General features: G+C 39.5%; 18 protein-coding genes. 11 read left to right on the top strand and 7 right to left on the bottom strand.

Annotated features, from left to right (window positions below):
- The first annotated feature begins 815 nt into the window (after window positions 1-815).
- Window positions 816-1,625, top strand: a complete 810-nt coding sequence (locus FXW07_RS09890) for a sugar phosphate isomerase/epimerase family protein (protein WP_229395282.1) — start codon at window positions 816-818, stop codon at window positions 1,623-1,625.
- Window positions 1,626-1,684: 59 nt separating this feature from the next.
- Here the strand turns inward: FXW07_RS09890 and FXW07_RS09885 are convergent, their stop codons facing one another.
- On the bottom strand, window positions 1,685-3,604 hold the full coding sequence (locus FXW07_RS09885) for a sodium:solute symporter family protein (protein WP_229395281.1): 1,920 nt from the start codon (window positions 3,602-3,604) through the stop codon (window positions 1,685-1,687).
- 362 nt (window positions 3,605-3,966) lie between these two features.
- On the opposite strand from FXW07_RS09885, the gene FXW07_RS09880 reads away from it, so the two are divergent.
- The 3 genes from FXW07_RS09880 to FXW07_RS09870 all read left to right on the top strand — a co-directional run bounded on the left by FXW07_RS09880 (window position 3,967) and on the right by FXW07_RS09870 (window position 5,080).
- Window positions 3,967-4,164: a hypothetical protein gene (locus FXW07_RS09880; RefSeq protein WP_048153326.1), complete on the top strand. Its 198-nt coding sequence runs from the start codon at window positions 3,967-3,969 to the stop codon at window positions 4,162-4,164.
- A gap of 185 nt (window positions 4,165-4,349) precedes the next feature.
- The gene (locus FXW07_RS09875; RefSeq protein ID WP_229395280.1) at window positions 4,350-4,487 is read left to right on the top strand and encodes a TOBE domain-containing protein; all 138 of its coding nucleotides are present in this window, start codon (window positions 4,350-4,352) and stop codon (window positions 4,485-4,487) included.
- Window positions 4,488-4,492: 5 nt separating this feature from the next.
- Window positions 4,493-5,080, top strand: coding sequence for a TOBE domain-containing protein (locus FXW07_RS09870; protein WP_048158085.1), 588 nt, complete (start codon window positions 4,493-4,495; stop codon window positions 5,078-5,080).
- Window positions 5,081-5,283: 203 nt separating this feature from the next.
- Here FXW07_RS09870 and FXW07_RS09865 read toward each other — a convergent pair whose 3' ends face one another.
- The 4 genes from FXW07_RS09865 to FXW07_RS09850 all read right to left on the bottom strand — a co-directional run bounded on the left by FXW07_RS09865 (window position 5,284) and on the right by FXW07_RS09850 (window position 10,562).
- Entirely contained in the window at window positions 5,284-5,736 is a 453-nt protein-coding gene (locus tag FXW07_RS09865; RefSeq protein WP_229395279.1) for a universal stress protein, read from the bottom strand.
- Between the two features lie 272 nt (window positions 5,737-6,008).
- Entirely contained in the window at window positions 6,009-7,067 is a 1,059-nt protein-coding gene (locus FXW07_RS09860; RefSeq protein ID WP_048117154.1) for a COG1361 S-layer family protein, read from the bottom strand.
- Window positions 7,060-8,205, bottom strand: a complete 1,146-nt coding sequence (locus FXW07_RS09855; RefSeq protein ID WP_229395278.1) for a hypothetical protein — start codon at window positions 8,203-8,205, stop codon at window positions 7,060-7,062. Before FXW07_RS09855 ends, FXW07_RS09860 begins: the two co-directional genes overlap by 8 nt.
- The gene (locus FXW07_RS09850; RefSeq protein ID WP_346655646.1) at window positions 8,202-10,562 is read right to left on the bottom strand and encodes an RND family transporter; all 2,361 of its coding nucleotides are present in this window, start codon (window positions 10,560-10,562) and stop codon (window positions 8,202-8,204) included. Before FXW07_RS09850 ends, FXW07_RS09855 begins: the two co-directional genes overlap by 4 nt.
- Window positions 10,563-10,862: 300 nt before the next feature.
- Here FXW07_RS09850 and FXW07_RS09845 point away from each other — a divergent pair, with 300 nt between their 5' ends.
- The 3 genes from FXW07_RS09845 (at window position 10,863) to FXW07_RS09835 (ending at window position 12,996) form a co-directional block, all read left to right on the top strand.
- Window positions 10,863-11,633: a TrmB family transcriptional regulator gene (locus FXW07_RS09845; RefSeq protein WP_229395277.1), complete on the top strand. Its 771-nt coding sequence runs from the start codon at window positions 10,863-10,865 to the stop codon at window positions 11,631-11,633.
- Window positions 11,634-11,946: 313 nt separating this feature from the next.
- On the top strand, window positions 11,947-12,615 hold the full coding sequence (locus FXW07_RS09840; protein WP_229395276.1) for an MBL fold metallo-hydrolase: 669 nt from the start codon (window positions 11,947-11,949) through the stop codon (window positions 12,613-12,615).
- Window positions 12,616-12,672: 57 nt separating this feature from the next.
- Entirely contained in the window at window positions 12,673-12,996 is a 324-nt protein-coding gene (locus FXW07_RS09835; protein WP_048117141.1) for a ribonuclease P protein component 4, read from the top strand.
- Between the two features lie 264 nt (window positions 12,997-13,260).
- On the opposite strand, the gene FXW07_RS09830 is transcribed toward FXW07_RS09835, so the two are convergent.
- Window positions 13,261-13,566 (bottom strand): signal recognition particle protein Srp19, encoded by a 306-nt coding sequence (locus FXW07_RS09830; RefSeq protein ID WP_229395367.1) that lies wholly within the window; start codon window positions 13,564-13,566, stop codon window positions 13,261-13,263.
- A 163-nt stretch (window positions 13,567-13,729) separates the two neighbouring features.
- Here FXW07_RS09830 and FXW07_RS09825 point away from each other — a divergent pair, with 163 nt between their 5' ends.
- The 3 genes from FXW07_RS09825 (at window position 13,730) to FXW07_RS09815 (ending at window position 18,224) form a co-directional block, all read left to right on the top strand.
- Window positions 13,730-13,975, top strand: a complete 246-nt coding sequence (locus tag FXW07_RS09825; RefSeq protein WP_229395275.1) for a hypothetical protein — start codon at window positions 13,730-13,732, stop codon at window positions 13,973-13,975.
- 686 nt (window positions 13,976-14,661) lie between these two features.
- On the top strand, window positions 14,662-14,898 hold the full coding sequence (locus FXW07_RS09820; RefSeq protein ID WP_229395274.1) for a hypothetical protein: 237 nt from the start codon (window positions 14,662-14,664) through the stop codon (window positions 14,896-14,898).
- Between the two features lie 914 nt (window positions 14,899-15,812).
- Window positions 15,813-18,224, top strand: a complete 2,412-nt coding sequence (locus FXW07_RS09815; protein ID WP_229395273.1) for a copper-translocating P-type ATPase — start codon at window positions 15,813-15,815, stop codon at window positions 18,222-18,224.
- Between the two features lie 143 nt (window positions 18,225-18,367).
- Here FXW07_RS09815 and FXW07_RS09810 read toward each other — a convergent pair whose 3' ends face one another.
- Window positions 18,368-19,159, bottom strand: a complete 792-nt coding sequence (locus tag FXW07_RS09810; protein WP_229395272.1) for a winged helix-turn-helix domain-containing protein — start codon at window positions 19,157-19,159, stop codon at window positions 18,368-18,370.
- A gap of 740 nt (window positions 19,160-19,899) precedes the next feature.
- On the opposite strand from FXW07_RS09810, the gene FXW07_RS09805 reads away from it, so the two are divergent.
- Complete coding sequence (locus tag FXW07_RS09805) at window positions 19,900-20,160, top strand: YhbY family RNA-binding protein (RefSeq protein WP_048117132.1); 261 nt, start codon at window positions 19,900-19,902, stop codon at window positions 20,158-20,160.
- The last annotated feature ends 2 nt before the right edge of the window (window positions 20,161-20,162 follow it).

Genomic DNA, 20,162 nt, shown 5'->3' with positions numbered 1-20,162 from the left:
CTTTGTATTATTACATGTAATAAGGTGGATTCAAAAAACGCTGTACATTTTTTTAAAATCGTCTGCCATATCATTACAAAGAAATATGATTATGACGCGCGTTAATTTTTTGATTAGAGAGGATCATTCATAAACCTTTCGAAATATGTAGGCTTTTAAAATATTATTATATGCCTATATAATATACAATCAATTTTATAAGACAGCCAGCGCAGGTAAAAATAAACAAAGTCGTAAATTTATATAAATAAAAAAATTCAACTCTCCCCAATATAATATAAAGATTCCGATTGTAACTAATGAATTTTTGTATTTATTTTCAGGAATATAATTAATAATTTTATATTAATAAGTTTTCCCGATGTAGTTTTTATATTAGGGATATTTATAAAATGTACGATTTATTAACTTTCTCGTTTATTTGAGAAAAGAAGAAGGTATGTTTTCTGTGTCATATATAAAAAAGTATTTAACACTGTTTGTACCCATAGTTAAAATATATTTTTTACGAGAAACTATATATTAAATATAAAAATTATTTATAAATAAATTTAGATTGTGCGGCTGGTAACATTTATTTATATATAAATATGTTGGCTGATTTATTAAATAATAATAAGACAAAAAACTGCTTGGCCGCAATTTAAGAGAAACTCACTGTATAGTTTCAATTTCACTTATCCAGGAATTAATTATTTTAGAAACTTGGGAATTTGGCTAACATTTATTTACGAATTTGGATAATATTTATTTACGAATTTGATTTCTGCAGGCATCAGAAAAGGATTTTTATATTTAGTTTCCTTGCATAATGCGTGATTTTAGGAGCCTCATCTTTTGCCGGCCGCCCTGGGGATTTAAAGGACCATGTTGAGTCCATAGAATTGTATATCCCCAAACTTGGGATCTACAACGGTTCGACACTTGAAATTGAAAAGCTTGACCGGGTACTTGACGAAATCTCGATACACGATTTTGCATTTACAGTTCACGCCCCTTACTCTGCTGGAGACTTGAAATATCCTTCAGCTCTCCAGGTTGATACTGCAAAAATGAGCGAGAGGGAATTTACTCTTGTGGAAGAATCAATCTCGCTTGCAGGCCGGATAGGAGCCCCTGTTGTGGTATTACATCCGGGTAGGATTGGACCTGACAGGGAAAAATCTTATTTTTCGATGGTCAAAAATCTCAGCATGCTTGCATCCGTGGCTGAAGATTATGGGGTTATTTTGGGCCTTGAAAACAAGGAAGGTACAGATCCTTCGAATTTTTGCTGTGAGGCTGATGAACTTTCCCGGACCATAGAAGTTGTGAATTCCGAACACTTGAAAGCCACCTTTGATATAGGACACGCAAACCTTACCTGTGGAGGTGATCCTGAAAAACTCAAGGAATTTGTCCGAACCTTGAAGAAGCATATTATCCATCTTCACCTGCATGATAATAGTGGGCAATGGACAGAAAAATACGATGGAGATGAGCATATGGCTCCCGGAGAAGGTTGTGCGGACTTTTCAGTCCTGAAATTGCTTTCGGGATACAGAGGCGTTTATAATTTTGAGGTATTCTCTCTTGAAGATATTCTGTTTGGAAAAAAGACCCTTGAAAACGCCTTCAAACTATAAAATGCTTAAATCTGAAAAAAGAAGAACAGCTGGGTTCTGGTAAGAACCTCAACTTTTACTTAAAAAAAGTCCAGGCTTATGTTCTTCTGGCCAAGTACTTTTGTTAACTCTTCGTAGGCTGTGAAAAGTTCCCTCTTCTGCCTTCCCACGGTTTCAAGGGTAGGCTCGGCTTTGAGCCAGATATCTCTATCTCCGCTCCCTCTCGTTATCGCAACACAGGAAAGCATATCCCCATGGGTCAACCTGTATACCGAATCAATTCCTGTAGGAGTTATCCAGGCAGGATAGCTGATTTTAAGCCGTTCTGTAACTTCATGCCAGTTGAGATTTCCAGAAGCTCGGAGATTAAGCTGGAGATGAGCACGTTCCCCGGTAATTTTTTCATCAACGTTTTCAAGAAAAGCGCTGTAAGACTTATCTGTTTCACTGACTCCCTTTGCCTCGTAATGGGCGAGCTTTTCGGCTTCCTCTTCGAAGAAAGGTGCAAGGTGAATCTTGCTTGAGGGTTTTGTCATAAGGGATACTCCAAAGAAAACAATTGCACTCACGGTCATTCCTACAATTACTCCGTGACCTGTGAGGATCGGGTGGATTGTCTCAAGATAGTTGGTGCCCAGAGGTGGTGTTTTTATAAGATCCAACGCCACAAGAACCACCTGAACTAAGAATCCCACGACCATTCCTGCAAAAGCTCCTTCTTTAGTAGCCCGCTTCCAGTATAGGCCTCCCATTAAAGGGAAGAAGTAGGATGAGCTTGCAATGAAAGTTGCGATTTGAATGGCATCGATAATGTTTGGAATTACAAATGAGCCTGCTGTTGCCGCAAGTATGATAGCGATGACACTGATTCTGTTTACCGCGAGCATCTCTTTCATTGTGGCATCAGGCTTTATGTATCTCTGGAAAATGTCCCTGGAGACACAGGAGGCTCCTGAAGTTGAAAAAGTATCTGTACAGGACATGGAAGCTGCCGCAAGCCCGATTGCGCTTAAGGCTATAATCACAGGGGCAGAGGCAAAACGTGTATTGACAAAGTTCAGGAGTGCAGGTTCTGCCAGACCCATGCCTGCAGGAAAACCCATCTTTGCTATTTCAGGATATACAGAATTGAGAGCTATCGCAATTACAGCGCAGGCTGCGAAGACTACAGTAATCATGAGAGCACCGACTACCATTCCACGACTGGCAGATTTTGCATCTCTTGCAGCCCAGACTTTTTGCCAGGGGTCCTGCTCAGTAATCCAGCCAGGAATTAAGGCAAAGCTAAGGATCATTATAAGAGGAAGACCAACCGAAAAGGGATTCCACCAGCTGCCAGGTACATTTCCAAAAAGCTGGGAAGCGCTTATTGCAGTAGTATTAAGTCCTCCGTCAGCTACTGTTCCTACTGATGCAAAAGCCATTCCCAATGCGAAGATCGCAAGGAAGGAAAACTGGATAACATCTGTCCAGATCACTGCTGAAAGTCCTCCCAAAGTTACGTAGAGAGAAACTGAAATCGCAATAATAGCTGCAGCATAGAGGGGATCAAGGCCATAAAATACCTGCAACACTAGAGAAAGCCCTGTAATATCCGATACTGAAAAAAGGGTCATTACAACAGTAATAATCACGGCAATTGGCAATCTTATTGAACTACCATAACGTTGTTCCAGAAGTTCGGGTTGTGTGATTGCGGGCAGGCTTTTAATCTTCCTTACAAGCACGGCAATAACAAGGAGAGCAAGGATATTAGGAGCAACAAATTCCCATATAGAACCCATTCCTCCTAGCATAAAATATCCGACAACTGCAAGAATTCCTCCGGCTGTTAACCATGAAGCTGCCGCCGAAAAACCTATTGCTGTGGGCCCTATCATGCGGCCGGCAAGCCAGAAATCGGTAATGGACTTCTGTCTACTATTAAAATACCAGCTAATAGCCACAAGCACGGCTATATAGACTGTAAGCATTAAAAGAAAAACACTATAGCCATTCATAAATAGACCTTCAGAGATATTAGTAATGTGTATAAGCCACTTATTTTATTGAATTTTCGAGATATATGTGTATAAGCCACTCATTTTATCGAATTTTCGAGATATTATTCAATTTTCAAATATAGGACTTTATATATATGCTCATCGTATCGGCATATAAATAAATAAACATTTACTTTCACTATAACATTTGTTTAACACTTTATAGTCTTACAGGCATCTTTTTTTACAGTTAGACAATCTAGCTTTAATTAAAACTAGATTTATTTTTAGTAATTATATTATAAAGTTTATTTTTAAAATAGTCTCAGGCTACTGTTGTAATTTCCGTTATTTTTCAGGATATATGGGCAAATAAAAAGTTGACTGTGCTGCATACTACCCATGACCAGACCGAACAGCGGACAATGGCTTACAGGATCACGATAATAATAGACGGAAAACTTATGCAGGTAGGGATTCCGGGAGGAATTTTCGAAAAAACGATTGATAGCAGGATAGCCAGCTTCGTAGGGTTTGAAAATATGCTGAACGGTAAGGTTACCTCTGCAGGCCGTTGACTTATAAGGATTGAAGCCGGAGAGAGAATTATTCACGCTTCAGGGATATTAAGGTAGGTAGCCAGTTACATGCCTTCCTGACGTCTGAGAACATAGATTTAAGTAAGACTTCCACACAATCCTGAATCAGAAACTCTCTACAGGGCAAGGTTACTGAAAGCTGGATGCTGGGAGCTCTTGTTCGGGTGAAAGTTGATTACAGCGTTCTTCTTAATGCCCTCATAACCCGACAATCAGCAGAGGAAATGGGTATCCTTCCTGGAGTTCCGGTGTATGCCCATTACAGGGCAAGTTCTGTCCATGTGCTCCGGTGTAAAAGGTGAAATTTGTGAAAGCAAGAACAAAGGTCTGGTTTACGGAAGACGGAAAGACCGTCATGGGTGCTGGAAGAGCTAAGTTACTGAAGACGATAGAAGAAGAGCACTCGCTTCGGAAAGCCTGCAAGAAGCTTGAGATATCATATAAACAAGCCTGGATAGTACTTAAAAAAATGAATGAAGCTCTTGGCGAACCCGCAGTCGTCACTGTACGAGGGGGAAAAAATCAGGGTACCTTCCTGACAGACCTCGGAAGAAAGCTGTTAGCTGAGTACGAATCCAGTAAGCAGCTTATTAGTGAAACCATAGGGGATGAAACAGCCTGGGAAAACGTAAGCTTCAAATTATCAGCCAGAAACCAGCTACCTGGTAAAGTGCTTGAAGTGGAAAAAAACGGGCTTGTATCTAAAATTACGATAGAAATGGAACCTTCAGTTATAACCTCAGTAGTCACTGAAGAAGCTGTAGAAAAACTTGATATCAAACCAGGAGACAGGGTCTACGCGGTCATCAAATCAACCGAGGTAATGGTTGCAAAAATTGTCGGTGAAAAAAAACCTGCAAAAATCGATTCAATGGAGACGGATCGCTCCGACTGAAAAATTATAACCCAATTTGACAGGAGCATACATTTTCCAATACATGTAGTCACACCTGTAATTGTTGCAACAAAAACCTTCATTACACCTCATTGAATATTTGTATTATTTAGCTTCGTGACTATAGATGGAGTTATATTTTCTATTTTTAGTCCTAATTCTGATTTATTTATATTCTCAAAGGCTTCCAGTTAACAGAAAGTTCAGCTCTGCTTTTCACTCCGGACAACCAGAACCGGGACTTTTGAACCTCTTACTACTGTTTCTGCAACGCTTCCTATTAGAAACCGTTCAAGTCCGGTTGCTCCAAGGGAGCCCATTACTATCAAATCAATATTGTTATTTTCTACGAAATCGATAATTTCATTGCTCGGATACCCTTCTAAAAGGACCTCTCGTACCTCTACACCTGAGGCCTCTCCAATCTCCTTAATTTTAGATACTGCTTTCTTCCCATCATTTTTCATAATATTGTAGATTGTTTCTTTACCAGCAGTCCAATTTTCAGAAATTGTAGAGGGTGTATTTACTACGTAAAGAGCGTGGACAATGGCTCCGCTAAGTTTTGCAAACTCAATACCGTGAGAAATAGCCCTCTGAACATTCTTAGATCCATCTGTTGCAATAACTATATTTCGGAAAAGTTTTCTCTTCATATTTTATCTCCACTTGCTTCACATAAAAAGTATCTTAACATAAAAAGCACCTTCACATAAAAAGCACCAATATGACAGAATTAAACTAATTCAGTTATAAAATAGCCGGGTTATATTTAATATGTTCAGCTTTAATTCTAATTACTACTACAGGTAAAATTCCAAAAGTTAGAAAATCGCAAGAAAAACTGCACGAGTATATTTCCAAAAATAGAGGGTTGTAGCCTTTAAAAAGGCTACGTGCATACTTTACTATTATTTACCTTTCTGCTTCAATCCTGTTTCTTTCTCCTGAGCATTACAAAGCATGCAGCTAGAGCCATTGTAATCCCTGTCACAAGCCCAAATCCCGGGAGAGAATTTTTTGCCTCCAGAACTTCGGTATTGAGTTTAATAGTGTCCGAAGTCTGGTCGTGCCCATCAGCATCTTCATAGAAAATCTCGCTGCTTATAGAGTATGGCTTTGCAGTAGCAGTTTCGTCTACATCCATATCGAAAACAGCAACTTCACTGTCTCCGGGTTTCAGAGTTCCAAGGTAAGCCTGGTCATCAGTGGTACTGAAGGGATCAGATGCACTAATTCTAACAGTTGAATCTTTTGCAGTTTCTTCTCCTGTGTTTTTATATGTAACATAAAGCATCCCACCTTCATCAGGGTAAAGGTCACCTGTTACGTTTGTAACTTCAAAGTAAGGCTCCTTCTTGACTTCGATGTTTATGGTCTGCGTCTGTGTCTTGTTTTCATACCAGAGACCGACTTCCTTATTCGTTACAAGGCCTGTAACACTGTCAAAGTCATCTCCGCCTACCTGAACATTATTCTGGTACTGATAAGAAAGCTCAAGGGTAAGAGGATAAGTACCTGCAGGAGTGTTTTTGTTAATTTCAACTGTAAACTTTGTGGGACTTGCACTCTCTTTTCCCTGTTTGAGAGTTCCAGCTTCCTGGGATCCAGACTTAACTTTAATGTTAGGATCATCAGATTTAAGGGTTGCAAGAATGCCTATTGCTGTCGTAGCCTGCGCTTCATACTGCATCTCTGACTGCTGGAGCATCTCATTTGCATAATCCCCAATATCTGCATCCTTTTCAGATTTAAAGCCGGAAATTTCACCCTTATTCATCATATTTAGATTGAGAGTTACAGTATCTCCTCTAGAGTACTGGTTGTCTCCAACAAGTGTTGCATTAAGGTCAGGCCCTCCGTATACTGAGTAGTAGTTTTCACTAATATCAAAATTGTCTGGTACAGCTGCCTGCGCTGGGAAGACTGCCCAGCAAAGGATCAGAAGAGTTGTGACAGTAATAAATAATCCATTTTTATTATTCATTTTCATCACCTGATACATTCTCATCGTTCTGGTTTCTTTTCCGGTGTACGCTTACTATCTGGTAAAGGGCGATAACTATAATCAATAAAATTGCTATTCCTGTTATGCTAAATTTTTGTTCTGTTGCTTTAAGAGGTAAGTCTACTTTCATACTTTCTGAAAATTTAGTATTTTCGTCATCATCAAGATATTTTATTTCACTATTGACTCCATATTTTTTTACAGTAGCATCCGAATCGGCCTTAATTTCAAAACTGGCAGTCTTTTCTTCTCCAGGTCCAATATCCCCTAACCTTACTGTAGATTTTTCAGTGCTTAGAGGACTCATCACAATTATCCGGGCAAAAGCGTCTTTTGCTACGGTTTCTCTTGTGTTTTTATAAGTAACATTAACAACCTTACTTTCACCCTGCACCAGGTTGCCAGAAACATTGGTTACTTCGAATTTAGGTTCACTTTTTATGGAAATAGGTATTTTGAGAGTTTCTGTTTTCGTTTTGTACTCTCTTGCATAGTCTACATCAGTAATTCCGAGATTTACCGCATCCGCAGTTACAGTTCGGACATTTGCCTGGTATTGATAGGTCACTGGCAGAAGAAGTTCATAATTTCCAGCAGGTGCATTGCCATCAACTTTTATTGTGTAACTAAGAAGTGCTATATGACCGGTTTCAAGTTCCTCAACGTTCTGGAAATTGCCTGTCGACTCTACTTCAATGTACTTCGTTTCTGATTGAAGAGTAGCATCTATATCTTTTGCTGTCGTACATTCTTCTTCTTCTCCCATCTCTCCCAATGCAATTGTTTCTTCAATGGAATCGTTTATTCTTTTCTGATTTGCGTTTAACCTCTTAAAACTAGATATAGCTCCGGCATTTGCGATTTTTATTTTCAGATCTGCAGTTTCTCCCCTTTCAAGCTCGGGATCTCCTGTAATTGACGCCTGTATTACTGGCGACCCGTAACTCTTGTAGTAATCCACAGTATACCCATGATCTAGAGCAATGAAGTTGTTTTCATCATCGTCTTCTCCGAGAGCTGGGAGTGCAGTCACTGATACTACCAGTATAATTAACGCAAACGTAGCAATTTTTTTAATCGTTCTTTGCCTTAGTTTTGTTATGGGCACTCGTATCATATCTCGGCCCCCTGAATTTGTTTTTTTGTATCTGTCTGTTTTTCTGCTGTTCTGGCCCCTTTTCTTTTATCGCGCCAGGTATCAAAAGTAACCATAAGCGGGGGGAAGACTACAAAGGTTGCCAGGAGAGCCAGCAAGACATCGATAACCGTAACTGTACCAAAGTCGGTTATTATGGGGAAAGGAGAAGCCAGCAGGGCCATAAACCCGAATACCGTCGTGGCCCCTGAAGCAACAATTGCACTTCCTATTTTGGAACTGGTTAGCTGGATAGCCTCTAAAGGACTTGCTCCTTTATCCTTTTCTTCAAAGTAACGTTCCATCATGAGGATAGCATATTCTGACCCGACTCCCAGTATCAGAGCTCCCAGGGTTGCTGTAAGTGGAGTATAGCTGATATTAAGAAGGCTCATAACTCCGCCTGACCAGCCAATAACTATTAACATTGGGATTACAGGAACAAGGGCTTTCACCCAGTCTTTGTATACAATAAGAAGCCCTGCGAGCACGAGGATCAGGCCAAGGAAAGTCATTGTAATTCTTCCGCTGGTAAGAGCAGAGATAACCTCTATGTACACAACCGAGTTTCCGGTAATCGTGACGGCTGTGCCCGGTGGAGCCGGCATCCACTGCATGTCTTGCTTGACAACATTCCTGAGTTCCTCAATACCTGTTACCTTTATGTCCGCAACCGCATTTCCTATGTCGAAGTTCAGGAGAAGCATATTATTCCCGTATACATAGCGGTCTTTCTGTGAATCAGGAATTTCAGAGTAAATATCCTTTATTTCCTGGCTGGTATCGGGAATTACCCCTCCATTATATTCCTTTACGAGATCTACAATACTCGAAGAGCCGTAAATGTGGCTATTAGACGCTGCTTCATGCTCGGAAAACTGGTCCATCCACTTAAGGACATCTGGATTAGCTACGTCCTTAACCTTGATGATAAGGTTTAATTCATCACTATTGCCCATGATATCTCCCATATGTTGAAGATCCACGAGTGCAGGCATGTCCTGAGGCACAAAAGTTTCAACATCAGTCTGGATAGGCACGGACTGGTCGAGGTAAAGTCCGCCAAAGCAGAGCAAGAGTGCGATTCCCAGTACTACAACGTCATATTTGATAGTCAGGTTTGTAGTTTTCTGCAGGATCCTTCCTATCAGGCGATCACTTTCGTCTCCTTCCTCAGACTTTTTCTTCTTTTCCGGATTTGCAGGTTTTATCTTACTTATTACCTTCCTCAGGGGGTTTTTATCCGAGTATTTGTCAAATAAAGAAATTGTTATAACCCCTACAAAGATAGCAGAGAAGTAACACATTAAAATGCCTATCATAAGCAATTTACCAAAATCCTGGATCATTGGTACCGTAGATGTAAAAAGGGAGAAAAATCCAAGGGCTGTCATTACCAGAGCTGTGAGGACTGCAGGCCCGGTATGCTTTACGGTTTCTATAACTGCTGTTGTTTTGTTCCCTTTTTCCCGAAGTTCCTCCTCAAGTCGGTTATGGAACTGAATAGCATAGTCAATTCCTAAGCCTATAAGGATAGGGAATGCAGCCATGGAAACCATGGACATGGGAATTCCTATATAACCCATGGCTCCGAAGGTATAAACAATACCAAGAAGAACTATCGGCAGAGGAAGAAGACACCAGCGAACGTGCCTGAACACAAGAAGCAGTACAATAATCATGAAAACCGCTGAAAGTCCTAGAAGCACTCCCATACTGGAATTCATCTCATCGTTCATGGAAACGCTGAATGCTGGATCGCCAGTAACAATAATGTTGTAGGAAGGTGGAAAATCCGCAAGTGAAACAGCTTCTTGAGTGGAAGCAAGGATATCTTCCTGGTTATCTTCACTAGCTGAACCGGCCATGACTACCGAAATTACCATATGAGTATTGTCAGGAATAAGCTGGCCGAAAATATCAGGGTTTCCATCCACAATGGTTTTTATTTCTTCATCGGTATCAGGGAGTTTAGATTTCCCTGTCATCTTATAATTGATCTGTTTGATCAGTGAAGCGGGGCTTGTAGTTTCAATTACCCCATTGGTTGCCTGGACCTGATGTTCTAGCCTGTCTACAGCTTTCATCACGTCAGCAGTTTCTACATCGTTGCCCTCTACCATTACCACAACAGATTGTGTCTGGAAAATTTTTTGATAAAGGTGATCATAATCCTGGTAGAGAGGAGAGTCTTTTCCAACAAAGGTTTCTGTTCCTGATTCCATCTCAATGAGCTGCGCTCCCTGCGTTGCGATAAGTATACACAGTAAAGCTATCAGGAGTATGGAAAAACGGTTCTTCTGAATGAAAAATCCCAGTTTTTCAAAAATATTTTTAATAGTAGATTCCCCTCATATATTTTTAGTATGAAATACAATTTAAGGAACTTGGTACACGTCTTGAATTTGCCTTTTTTCTCTGGGCCGAAGGCTCATTATCTAATATTGTGTACATTTTAATAATACTTGCCTTTTTTTATCCCGGAACTGAAAATATAACATCCAAAGTTTGTATAAATGTTAATAAATATAATATTTTGCTAAGATTATACTATTTTGCGGCAAATCTTTTGTGACTTAGATCTTTTGACGTATACAAACAGAAAAGATTTAAATTTATTGTTACATTAGGGGTAACAGATGGCATTACAAACAAATCCTCAGTTAATTCATAACCTTGAAAAACTAGGGCTAACCGAAAATGAAGCAAAAGCATATGTTGGGCTCGTTAGTTTGAGGGAGGCTACAGCCCGTGAGATTCACGAACTTACAAATGTGCCAAGAGCCAAAATATATGAAATTCTGAAGGTACTTGCAAAAAAAGGCTATCTGGAAGTGAGACAGGGATCTCCAACGTATTTCCGAGCAGTTGACCCTAAGAAGGTAATTGGGGAAATAAAAAACGAATTCTTAAACTGTGCAATAGAGACACTTGGACAGCTCAATGAATTGAGTTATGAACTTCCAAAAACTTCTCCTGTATGGTACATCCAGAGTGACTGGGGAATAAAGAACCGGATACGTGAAATCATGGCAGGAGTAAGAGAAGAATCAATTATTTTTTCATCAAGCCCTGAGTTACTCAAGGAATTTAAGCAGGAAATAAAAAAACTGGAAAAAACTTGTAATCTAACTCTTATAGTTGATGAACTGGATAGGTTCAAGTCACTTCCTTTTGAGTTTAAGGAAACCAATAAAGAGTTTACGAATTTCATGAATAACATTGTAATTGACGGCATCCAGTATAAAGAAGAATTTTTTATGATTGCCGATGGAAAGGAATCAATAGGGGTTCACAGCGCAGGAAACAAAAGAGAAGCAGTGATAATCAAATTGCCGATTGTTTCCTATATGCAGAAAATGATCTATGAGAGGGTGCTTGAACCAGGTTTTATCAAACAAGACAGATAACCCAGCATATCAATAAGAATTTCCTAATTTTATCAAAACCTCTATTCTGTGAGTACTAATATAAAGCAGGAGTATAAAGCAGAAGTTTGCTAGCTTTTTAAAGATTATTTTTCTCTTTGAAGATAGAATAAACTCTTTCGGGTATCATTAATATAATCAGAAAACAATCCTTCTATAAATCTAATCGTGAAATCATTCTCTAAGGTTTTCATGCTCTAAGGTTTTCATGCTCTAAGGTTTTCATGCTCTAAGGTTTTCTTTCTCTAAGGTTTTTATTGTTAAACTCAGTTACTGAAGTCCACAGGTGTATGAAATGAACCGAGTAAAGATTGGAAATGTTACAATTCAGTGGTTGGGACACTCTGGCTTTTTACTTGAGGGGGATGAAAAGAAGATTTATATTGACCCCTACGACCTCAGCGAAGAACCAGCTTTTGAAGATAAAGCTGATATCCTGTTAATTACTCATGAGCACTTTGACCACTGCAGCCCTGATGATATCCGAAAGGTCCGGCGGTCGGACTCAACCACCCTGATCCCTGAAAATTTATCCCTGCAATTCAAGGGGGACGCAAGGCGGGTTGCTGAGGGGGATGTGCTTGCCGAAGGGCTTGAGATTAAGGGAACCCGAATTGAAGTCGTTCCGGCTTATAACCTAGATAAACCCTATCATCCCCGTGGATTGGGAGTGGGGTATATAGTGGAACTTGGAGGAATCCGGATCTATCATGCAGGAGACTGCGATTTTATCCCTGAGATGAAAAATATCAGGGCAGATGTTGCTCTTTTGCCTATAGGTGGCACGTATACAATGGACGAAGAAGCAGCAGCAAGTGCAGCCGCAGCAATTTCCCCAAAAGATGTAATTCCGATGCACTACGGGAAGCCAGACATAACAGATGGAGATCCCGAAAAGTTTAAAGCCCTTGTACACGGCAAAAACCCTGAGATTAATGTGATTATTCTTGATTCCTTATTTTGATTCTTAAAGAAGCTTAAAAATCAAGATCTGAGACGAAAATACAGGATCAATCTACCCATGTCCAGAATAGCAAGAAAACAGCAGAAAAACCTGATTCAGGTAATCGCAACCCAGCGCATGTGGCGGCTTTTTGAGCTTGCAAAAAGAGAACATGCAGAACATCCTGAACGCAGCGAGCGTTACGTGCAGCTTATCAGGAACATCTCTATGAGAAACCGGATGAGTATTCCAAGAGAAATAAAAAGCAGAATTTGCAAACACTGCTATGCTTTTCTCGTGCCCGGAAAAAATGCCCGTTACAGGCTGAAAGAAGGATATATCATTGTTTCTTGCCAGTGCTGCGGAAAAGAGATGAGGTATCCTTATAAAAAATTAAAATAACGGCTAGCTGAACATATTAGAGCTTCCGAAAGCCCAGACAAAATGATTTTCAGGTATCTGGGGCTTTTTGGACCTCTCAGGATTTCTCAAAATCCTTTTTTCTCTATCAACGTTTCTCTACTAAAGTTTCTCTATTAACGTTTCTCTATTAACGTTTCTCTATTAACGTTTCTCTATTAACGTTTCTCTACTAACGTTTCTCTACTAAAGTCTCTCTACTAACGTTTCTTTACTAACGTTCTCTATTAAGAAGCAATATTGACTTTAAGCTTTAGCAGAGCTCTCCGGCCCTCGCATCTTTTTTATGGCTAAAGATATCTGTTTTGCAATAACGGTTTTCGGGCCATTATCATCCACAAGCACTCTCCCGCTTACTTCCCACCAGGACTTGGGATATGCTTTTTCAGGCTCTACTTCGGGATTCAGGCCAAGCTGTCGGGCTGCTTCTTTTATCTCATTAAGCTGCGGTTCCTTTATAGCATTTTTTCGGGATATTATTCTACCGCTGCTCCTTGACTTTGTCTGGTCGAGATATACCGGCCAGATTACAAGTTTTCCCCTGTCTCTCATCATCATGGTTATCTTCGTCCTAGATTGCTTTCATGAAATTTAAAACTGCCCCGGAGACTTTTACAAACCAGGAATTTTTTCCTGTTTATGAGAAATTTTATTATATTGAAACTATAACCTGTAATTATTTATCTTTCCCAGACAAGTTCTGCACGGTGTTAATATGATTCCGTCGTTTACAATTGATGAAAAGGTAAGAGCTTATATCAGAAAAAGCGGGCAGGATTTCAGGCTCTGTACCTCCCCAGGGGGCCCTGTGCTTCTTCCAATTGGTACAGCCGAGCCCAAACCGTCAGATATGAAAATCCTGATTGGTAGCAATGTTCTATATATATCCAAGCTTCAAGCAAAGTATATAAAGAAAGTTGAGTGGGCTATGGTGGAAAGGTTCCTGAATCAAGAAAGTTAATTGTAGATAGATTCAATTTCCAGAGCTTGAAACTTATCAATAATTTATATAGAACAGTCAGAAAAAGTCGCCAAGTTAAGTCCCGTTTCAAGCTCTAATGATTTGTTACATCAGACCATGCATTTTTGACACATTCCAGTAAAGTGAGTGACTTGTAATCACCAGGTTGCGTGACCATAAGACCAAAGCAATGATAACTGCGCCTGAGAATCAACTGCACCTGAGAATCGTGCACAGGACTTCTAAATTTTTGTTCAAAGCACCTTAAATATGTTCTAATGAATCCTACTCAAGAGTTACAATTCATTTAAAGATAATTTAGTATCGATTTATAGCCCATTATTCATAAAGTTGCCTTGCATTTAAGCTTCGAATGTAATGCCTGAACCTAAAACTGCTACTTTCAGGATAAACCATTCATGAGCAAACGTCGAGCCATTTTTAAGGCGTATTAAAGCGTTTCAAAGTTAGTTTTGCTACCCTGGACTGTTACTCGGCGTTTGTTTTTTTCTTCATAAGCAGCACATATTCTGTGAAGCTCTTTGTTTTAAGGATACATAGAAAAGTCTGGAGTAAGCTTATTTTTCAGGTATTAGGACATAACTAATTTCAGCCACGTTGATTATATATAAGTTTAATAATATTTTATTAATACTAAGACTAAAACTAAATGTGAAGATGAAAAAATGAACAACATAAAAGACTGTGAAGTTAGGTGTACAAAGTGTAGAAGATGGTTCAGCTCACAGCTTTTTCATTTTGAAGATGAAGAATCATTTCTGCACTCTGTAATGTACAAAAATACAGAGCTGTGCCCTTACTGCAACACAGTAGTTACCCACGACAAAGAAATCATGAGATTCGTAGAAAAAGATAGCAGTGGTAAAGTCATTAAGGAAACCAGATATGTATATGATTTTTAAGTTCTGTAGAAACCCTTTGATAAGATTTCCAGTTAACTTTTGAAGAATTTATTTTGTTTAGTTTAGACTGAATTGCCTGATAGATTTTACTCATTTATCGTTTTTCGGTTTATCTGAATTGCCTGATAAATTTTACTCATTTATCGTTTTTCGGTGTTATCTGAATACAGCTTGGTATTTAGCCTGCTGTCTTTTGAGTCCAGACTGAGTGTGAAACGTTTGCTTATGCAATTTTTCAATTAACTTTTTATCTTCCCACCTTTGTGCGGAGAACTTTTAAACCAATGCAATTATCGAGCCTATCCCAGGACTCAAAAATGCTTCTCAGAACATAGAATTAAACACATGTAGTTATTTTAGCTGGCATATAAGACAATTCGGTAAGTTTATTATATTTGGATACATAGATTAAAGTATGACTTACTTGCCTCCTGATTATGGGTCTATCAGTCATATTCCTCTGGACATAGCCTTTAGGGATGCTATTTTTATCGGGATCTTTTGTGTCGTTTTGTTATTAACTCTGTTCCTCACTGTGCGTCATAGTGTTCGGATAGCAAAGAGTAGTTAAATATTCTCACATACCCATTTTTTCTTTATTCTCCCTTTGGAGGGCTTAAATTAGCTTGGCTTTGGCTTCCTTTCCCGATATTTGTTTATCAATTTTTTGAGTATTTTTTCAGTTTTTGCTTCTTTTCCTGCTTTTCCTTCATTTCCTGTTTTTCCTTCATTTCCTTCTTTTCTTTCATTTCCTACTTTTTATCCTTTGAAATTAATCCTTTGAATTAGCTGGTTATAAAAGAATTTATTTTTTCTCTCAGGATATTTGGTTCTTTTAGCTTCATTAGCTTCAAAGATCTAATAAATTCTAATATATTTAAAAAACAAAATTAAATCAGAGGAATCGGGGAAATATGGAGACTGAAGAGAAGAGAGTGGACACCAGGATTTCTAAAACTCAGGTAAATGTATCTATATCTCATGGTAATGAACGCGACACTGGAAGGTACATGCACGGTAATTCCCGTAGGTCTCACGAAAAAAGTGGGAATAAGCCTGCCGGAAATATGGCGCATCAGGACCACGTCGAAGCACAAACGATGCATACTGAAGAGAAATCACTGGACCAAGAGCAACATGAAGAAATGAAGCTTGGAAAAACTGAGCTGCATGAAGAAATGAAACATGAAGAGATGAAACATGAAGAAACGAAAAATGAAGGAATGAAACATGAAGAGATGAAACACGAAGGAATGGAACACGAAGGAATGGAACACGAAGGAATGGAACACGAAGGAATGGAACACGAAGGAATGGAACATAAAGGCCATGAGGCTGCGGGTGGAAAAGGACACGGCAACCATCATACTCACATGCTTGAAGATTTCAAAAGGAGATTTATTGTTTCTTTCGTGTTAACTTTTCCTATTTTGCTGCTCTCTCCTATGATCCAGGACTTTTTTAACTTTGAGCTTCGCGTTCCAGGTGCTGATTATCTAACTTTTTTGCTTTCTTCGGTCGTTTATCTCTACGGTGGATATCCTTTCCTGAAGGGAATTAAAGAAGAACTTTCTGAAAAATCACCTGGCATGATGACACTTATAGCTGTTGCAATCAGCGTAGCCTATTTTTACAGTTCAGCTGTAGTTTTCGGGCTTTATGGTAAGGTATTTTTCTGGGAGCTTGCGACTCTTATCGATATAATGCTGCTCGGACACTGGCTGGAGATGCGTTCGGTTATGGGAGCTTCAAGGGCTCTTGAGGAGCTGGTAAAGATCATGCCTTCAGTTGCTCACTTGAAGAAAAATGGAGAAGTCATTGATATTGGGGTTGACCAGCTAAAAATAGGGGATAAGGTTTTGATCAAGCCCGGGGAAAAAGTGCCTGTGGACGGCACTGTTGTAGAGGGGACAAGCAGTGTCAACGAGTCTATGCTTACCGGAGAATCAAAGCCTGTCACGAAAAAGCCGGGAAATGACGTTATTGGCGGCTCAATTAACGGAGAAGCGGCTTTTATTGTTAGTGTAGAAAAAACCGGAAAGGATACCTATCTCAACCAGGTTGTCGAACTTGTCAGGGCTGCTCAGGAAAGCAAATCAAAAACCCAGGACCTGGCAAACCGGGCGGCCATGTATCTTACAATCACAGCTCTGACGGTAGGAGCTATCACTTTTATTCTCTGGATTCTTATCGGTCAACAGCTTGTCTTTGCACTGGAAAGGGCAGTGACTGTAATGGTTATTACCTGTCCGCATGCCCTTGGGCTTGCAATACCCCTCGTAGTCGCAGTTTCGACGTCTATTGCTGCAAAATCCGGGCTTCTCATCCGGGACAGGCAGGCATTTGAAAGGGCCCGGAACCTTCAGGCTATTATTTTTGACAAAACCGGTACACTAACCGAAGGTCGGTTTGGCGTTACGGATGTCGTTTCTCTTTCAGGAGAAGGAAATGGAACAGGAGAGGATGGAAGGGATAATGAAAAAATCTTAAGCCTTGTAGCCTCCCTGGAAGCCAGTTCTGAACACCCCATTGCAGCAGGAATTCTGGAAAGTGCAAGGGAAAAAGGTTTGCAGACTCAATCCGTGGAAGAATTCAGTTCAATTCCTGGAAAAGGTGTACAGGGCCTGATTGAAGGAAAAAAGTTCCTTGTTGTGAGTCCTGGCTATCTTGAAGAAAACGGAATTGCTCTCAAAAACGAGAAAGTTGAAGAAATCGAATCACAGGGAAAAACTGTCGTGTTCTTACTTGAGGAAAACAGGATACTTGGAGCCGTTGCACTTGCCGACATTATCAGGAAAGAGTCCAGGGAAGCTATCTCGAAACTTAAAAGCATGGAAATTAAATGCCTCATGCTTACAGGAGATAATCGTTATGTTGCAGCCTGGGTATCTAAGGAACTGGAGCTTGACGACTATTTCGCAGAAGTCCTCCCTCATGAAAAAGCCGAGAAGGTCAAGGAAGTTCAGGCGGAATACATCACAGGAATGGTCGGAGATGGAGTTAATGACGCACCTGCCCTAGCTCAGGCTGATGTCGGGATAGCTATTGGAGCAGGTACGGATGTTGCAATCGAAACCGCTGATATAGTTCTGGTAAAAAACGATCCGAGAGATGTAGTTGATATCATCAGGCTTTCCAGAAAAACGTATTCCAAGATGTATCAGAATCTCCTCTGGGCAACATGGTATAACATTTTTGCCATTCCTCTTGCAGCCGGGATACTCTATGGATATGGAATCTTACTGAGCCCTGCTATAGGTGCTGTTTTCATGAGCCTGAGCACTGTAATCGTAGCAATAAACGCTAAAACTTTAAAAATGGGTTGATTTCATGCTGGGAACCTTATACAGTATAATAATACCTCTGAGTCTTTAGCTTCACTATTAGGCGGAAGGATGACTCAGAAAGCTGCCAGGTCTTTAGCTTAGCGGTATTTAGCCTAGCGGTCTTTAGCCTAGCGATATTTAGCTTAGCGGTATTTCACTTCCCTGCTCATATCCCTGTAGTACTCGAAAAACTCTTGTCCCCATTTTATTGCCTGCGGTTCGAAACTTATCACATACTGGCGGTCAAATCTGCCGTTCTCGTTAAACAATCCTATAGTCATTATCCCGTTAGAGACAGCAATTAGCGCAGGAATTTCAATTTCTTTTTTTTCCAGAATGTAAAGGCTTGAGTTTTCTATTTTGAGAAATTCTTTTCCCTCTTCTTTGAAATCCTCTACAAGCCGTAAGTATACAGCTTCACTCAAAACAAGGGAAATTTCAATGCCTTTTCTTGCAAGGTTGAGAATAAGAGCCGGAAGTTGAGGATGGAAATACGAATAAAACATATAGATATAGGTTGAGTTAGAAAGGTTTTTTATAAATTCCGGGTTCAGATCAAAAGTATGACTTAGATCCGGTTCTATGAGGCGATAGCTTCCAAGTTCGTTAATCCTGTTTACAAGATGGGGTGGAATAGGAGCAAGCTTTCTATTGGCCCAGAATTCTTCGTCCTTCTCAAACACTGACAGGGTCTCAATCAGGGGTTGCATTTTTTCGACGACAATTTCCCCTATTGCACTGAGCCGGTATATGCCTTCTTCATGTATTACCAGACCCTCTTCTTTTAACTTCTTTATCTGCGGAAGAAGAGCCGTCCTTGGCACCTGAAGCCTCTCAAGTATCTCTTCGATATCCTTAGGTCCTTCTTTCAGGAACAGAAGAAAATCTTTTCTTTTCTCTGAAAACAGGATAAGATCAAGCAAGCCGGGATTCATTTTAAAGTCTCCGTCCTGAACTTATGAAAAAAGGTTTTGTTCGCCGGTTCTGTTTTTATGGTTCGCTTTTTATCCTTTATGAGTCCCAGACTGCTAATAAAGGTGTCGAAATTATTTGAAAACTTCGTCCTGTTTCTTACCAAATTGGGAAAATAGCCATAATTTAACGAGTTTACGGATAAAGATTTTCTTAAAACCCTTATTTTATTTTTATCTACTTAATGTGAGTCCGGAATAAGTGGAAAAGTCCCGTTAAGTGAAAAGAATAATCGCAGAATCCTGAACAAACTTAACTTATTGCTTGCTTAACTTATTACTTGCCTAACCTATTGCTTGCTTAACTTAACTTATTGCCAGTATTAATTTGAAACTTAAATTACTGAAAGTATTAATCTGAAACTTAAATTACTGATAGTCTTAAACTCGAAAAAATAATTCATTTTCACTATAAATCCAGAGGTTCACCTGACTGCTTTTCGGGTTGCTAGGAAACGTTGATATAGAAGATAATGAGAAAAGGGAGAAGCCTGGATGAATGGTAAATGACTCCAGGTAAGTGACAAGTAGCTTCGAGTAAGTGGCAAACAGTTTTCAGAAGTAAATAATCTTTTCATTTATTGATTGTATAATTTTTCGTAAAAAATATAATAATGTGTGAATTATAATAGGGTATAAATTATAATAATATGAGTGTTTCATATTTGATAAAATTAGTTTTACAATTAATGTGAGGAAGGTCAATGGAGAAAGAAAAGTTATACAGGTTAAAAGCCGAAGCAAATCAGCTTTCCCCTATTCTTAATATCGGAAAGAATGGGGTAACGGACACTCTGATTGAGGAACTGAACAAGCAGATAAAAGCTAACAGACTTGTGAAGGTAAGAGTACTGAAAAGCGCTGAAGAAGGAAAAGACTTAAAGGCTATCGCGGAGGAAATTGCTGCTGCTACGAGATCCACTGTGATAGAGGTACGTGGAAGGACCGTGGTTCTATACAGGTGAGA

Source organism: Methanosarcina sp. DH1, assembly GCF_020804205.1.
In the GTDB taxonomy this organism is placed as follows: Archaea; Halobacteriota; Methanosarcinia; order Methanosarcinales; family Methanosarcinaceae; genus Methanosarcina; species Methanosarcina vacuolata.
The sequence above is the reverse complement of the archived record's forward strand: the minus strand, read 5'-3'. Positions and strand labels throughout refer to the sequence as shown.

What these genes read in the sequence shown, in the direction of transcription:
- FXW07_RS09840 (WP_229395276.1), top strand. Translation starts at nt 11,947, where the DNA reads ATGAACCGAGTAAAGATTGGAAATGTTACAATTCAGTGGTTGGGACAC.
- FXW07_RS09885 (WP_229395281.1), bottom strand. Translation starts at nt 3,604, where the DNA reads ATGAATGGCTATAGTGTTTTTCTTTTAATGCTTACAGTCTATATAGCC.
- FXW07_RS09845 (WP_229395277.1), top strand. Translation starts at nt 10,863, where the DNA reads ATGGCATTACAAACAAATCCTCAGTTAATTCATAACCTTGAAAAACTA.
- FXW07_RS09835 (WP_048117141.1), top strand. Translation starts at nt 12,673, where the DNA reads ATGTCCAGAATAGCAAGAAAACAGCAGAAAAACCTGATTCAGGTAATC.
- FXW07_RS09820 (WP_229395274.1), top strand. Translation starts at nt 14,662, where the DNA reads ATGAACAACATAAAAGACTGTGAAGTTAGGTGTACAAAGTGTAGAAGA.
- FXW07_RS09865 (WP_229395279.1), bottom strand. Translation starts at nt 5,736, where the DNA reads ATGAAGAGAAAACTTTTCCGAAATATAGTTATTGCAACAGATGGATCT.
- FXW07_RS09810 (WP_229395272.1), bottom strand. Translation starts at nt 19,159, where the DNA reads ATGAATCCCGGCTTGCTTGATCTTATCCTGTTTTCAGAGAAAAGAAAA.
- FXW07_RS09830 (WP_229395367.1), bottom strand. Translation starts at nt 13,566, where the DNA reads ATGAGAGACAGGGGAAAACTTGTAATCTGGCCGGTATATCTCGACCAG.
- FXW07_RS09860 (WP_048117154.1), bottom strand. Translation starts at nt 7,067, where the DNA reads ATGAATAATAAAAATGGATTATTTATTACTGTCACAACTCTTCTGATC.
- FXW07_RS09805 (WP_048117132.1), top strand. Translation starts at nt 19,900, where the DNA reads ATGGAGAAAGAAAAGTTATACAGGTTAAAAGCCGAAGCAAATCAGCTT.
- FXW07_RS09825 (WP_229395275.1), top strand. Translation starts at nt 13,730, where the DNA reads ATGATTCCGTCGTTTACAATTGATGAAAAGGTAAGAGCTTATATCAGA.
- FXW07_RS09815 (WP_229395273.1), top strand. Translation starts at nt 15,813, where the DNA reads ATGGAGACTGAAGAGAAGAGAGTGGACACCAGGATTTCTAAAACTCAG.
- FXW07_RS09855 (WP_229395278.1), bottom strand. Translation starts at nt 8,205, where the DNA reads ATGATACGAGTGCCCATAACAAAACTAAGGCAAAGAACGATTAAAAAA.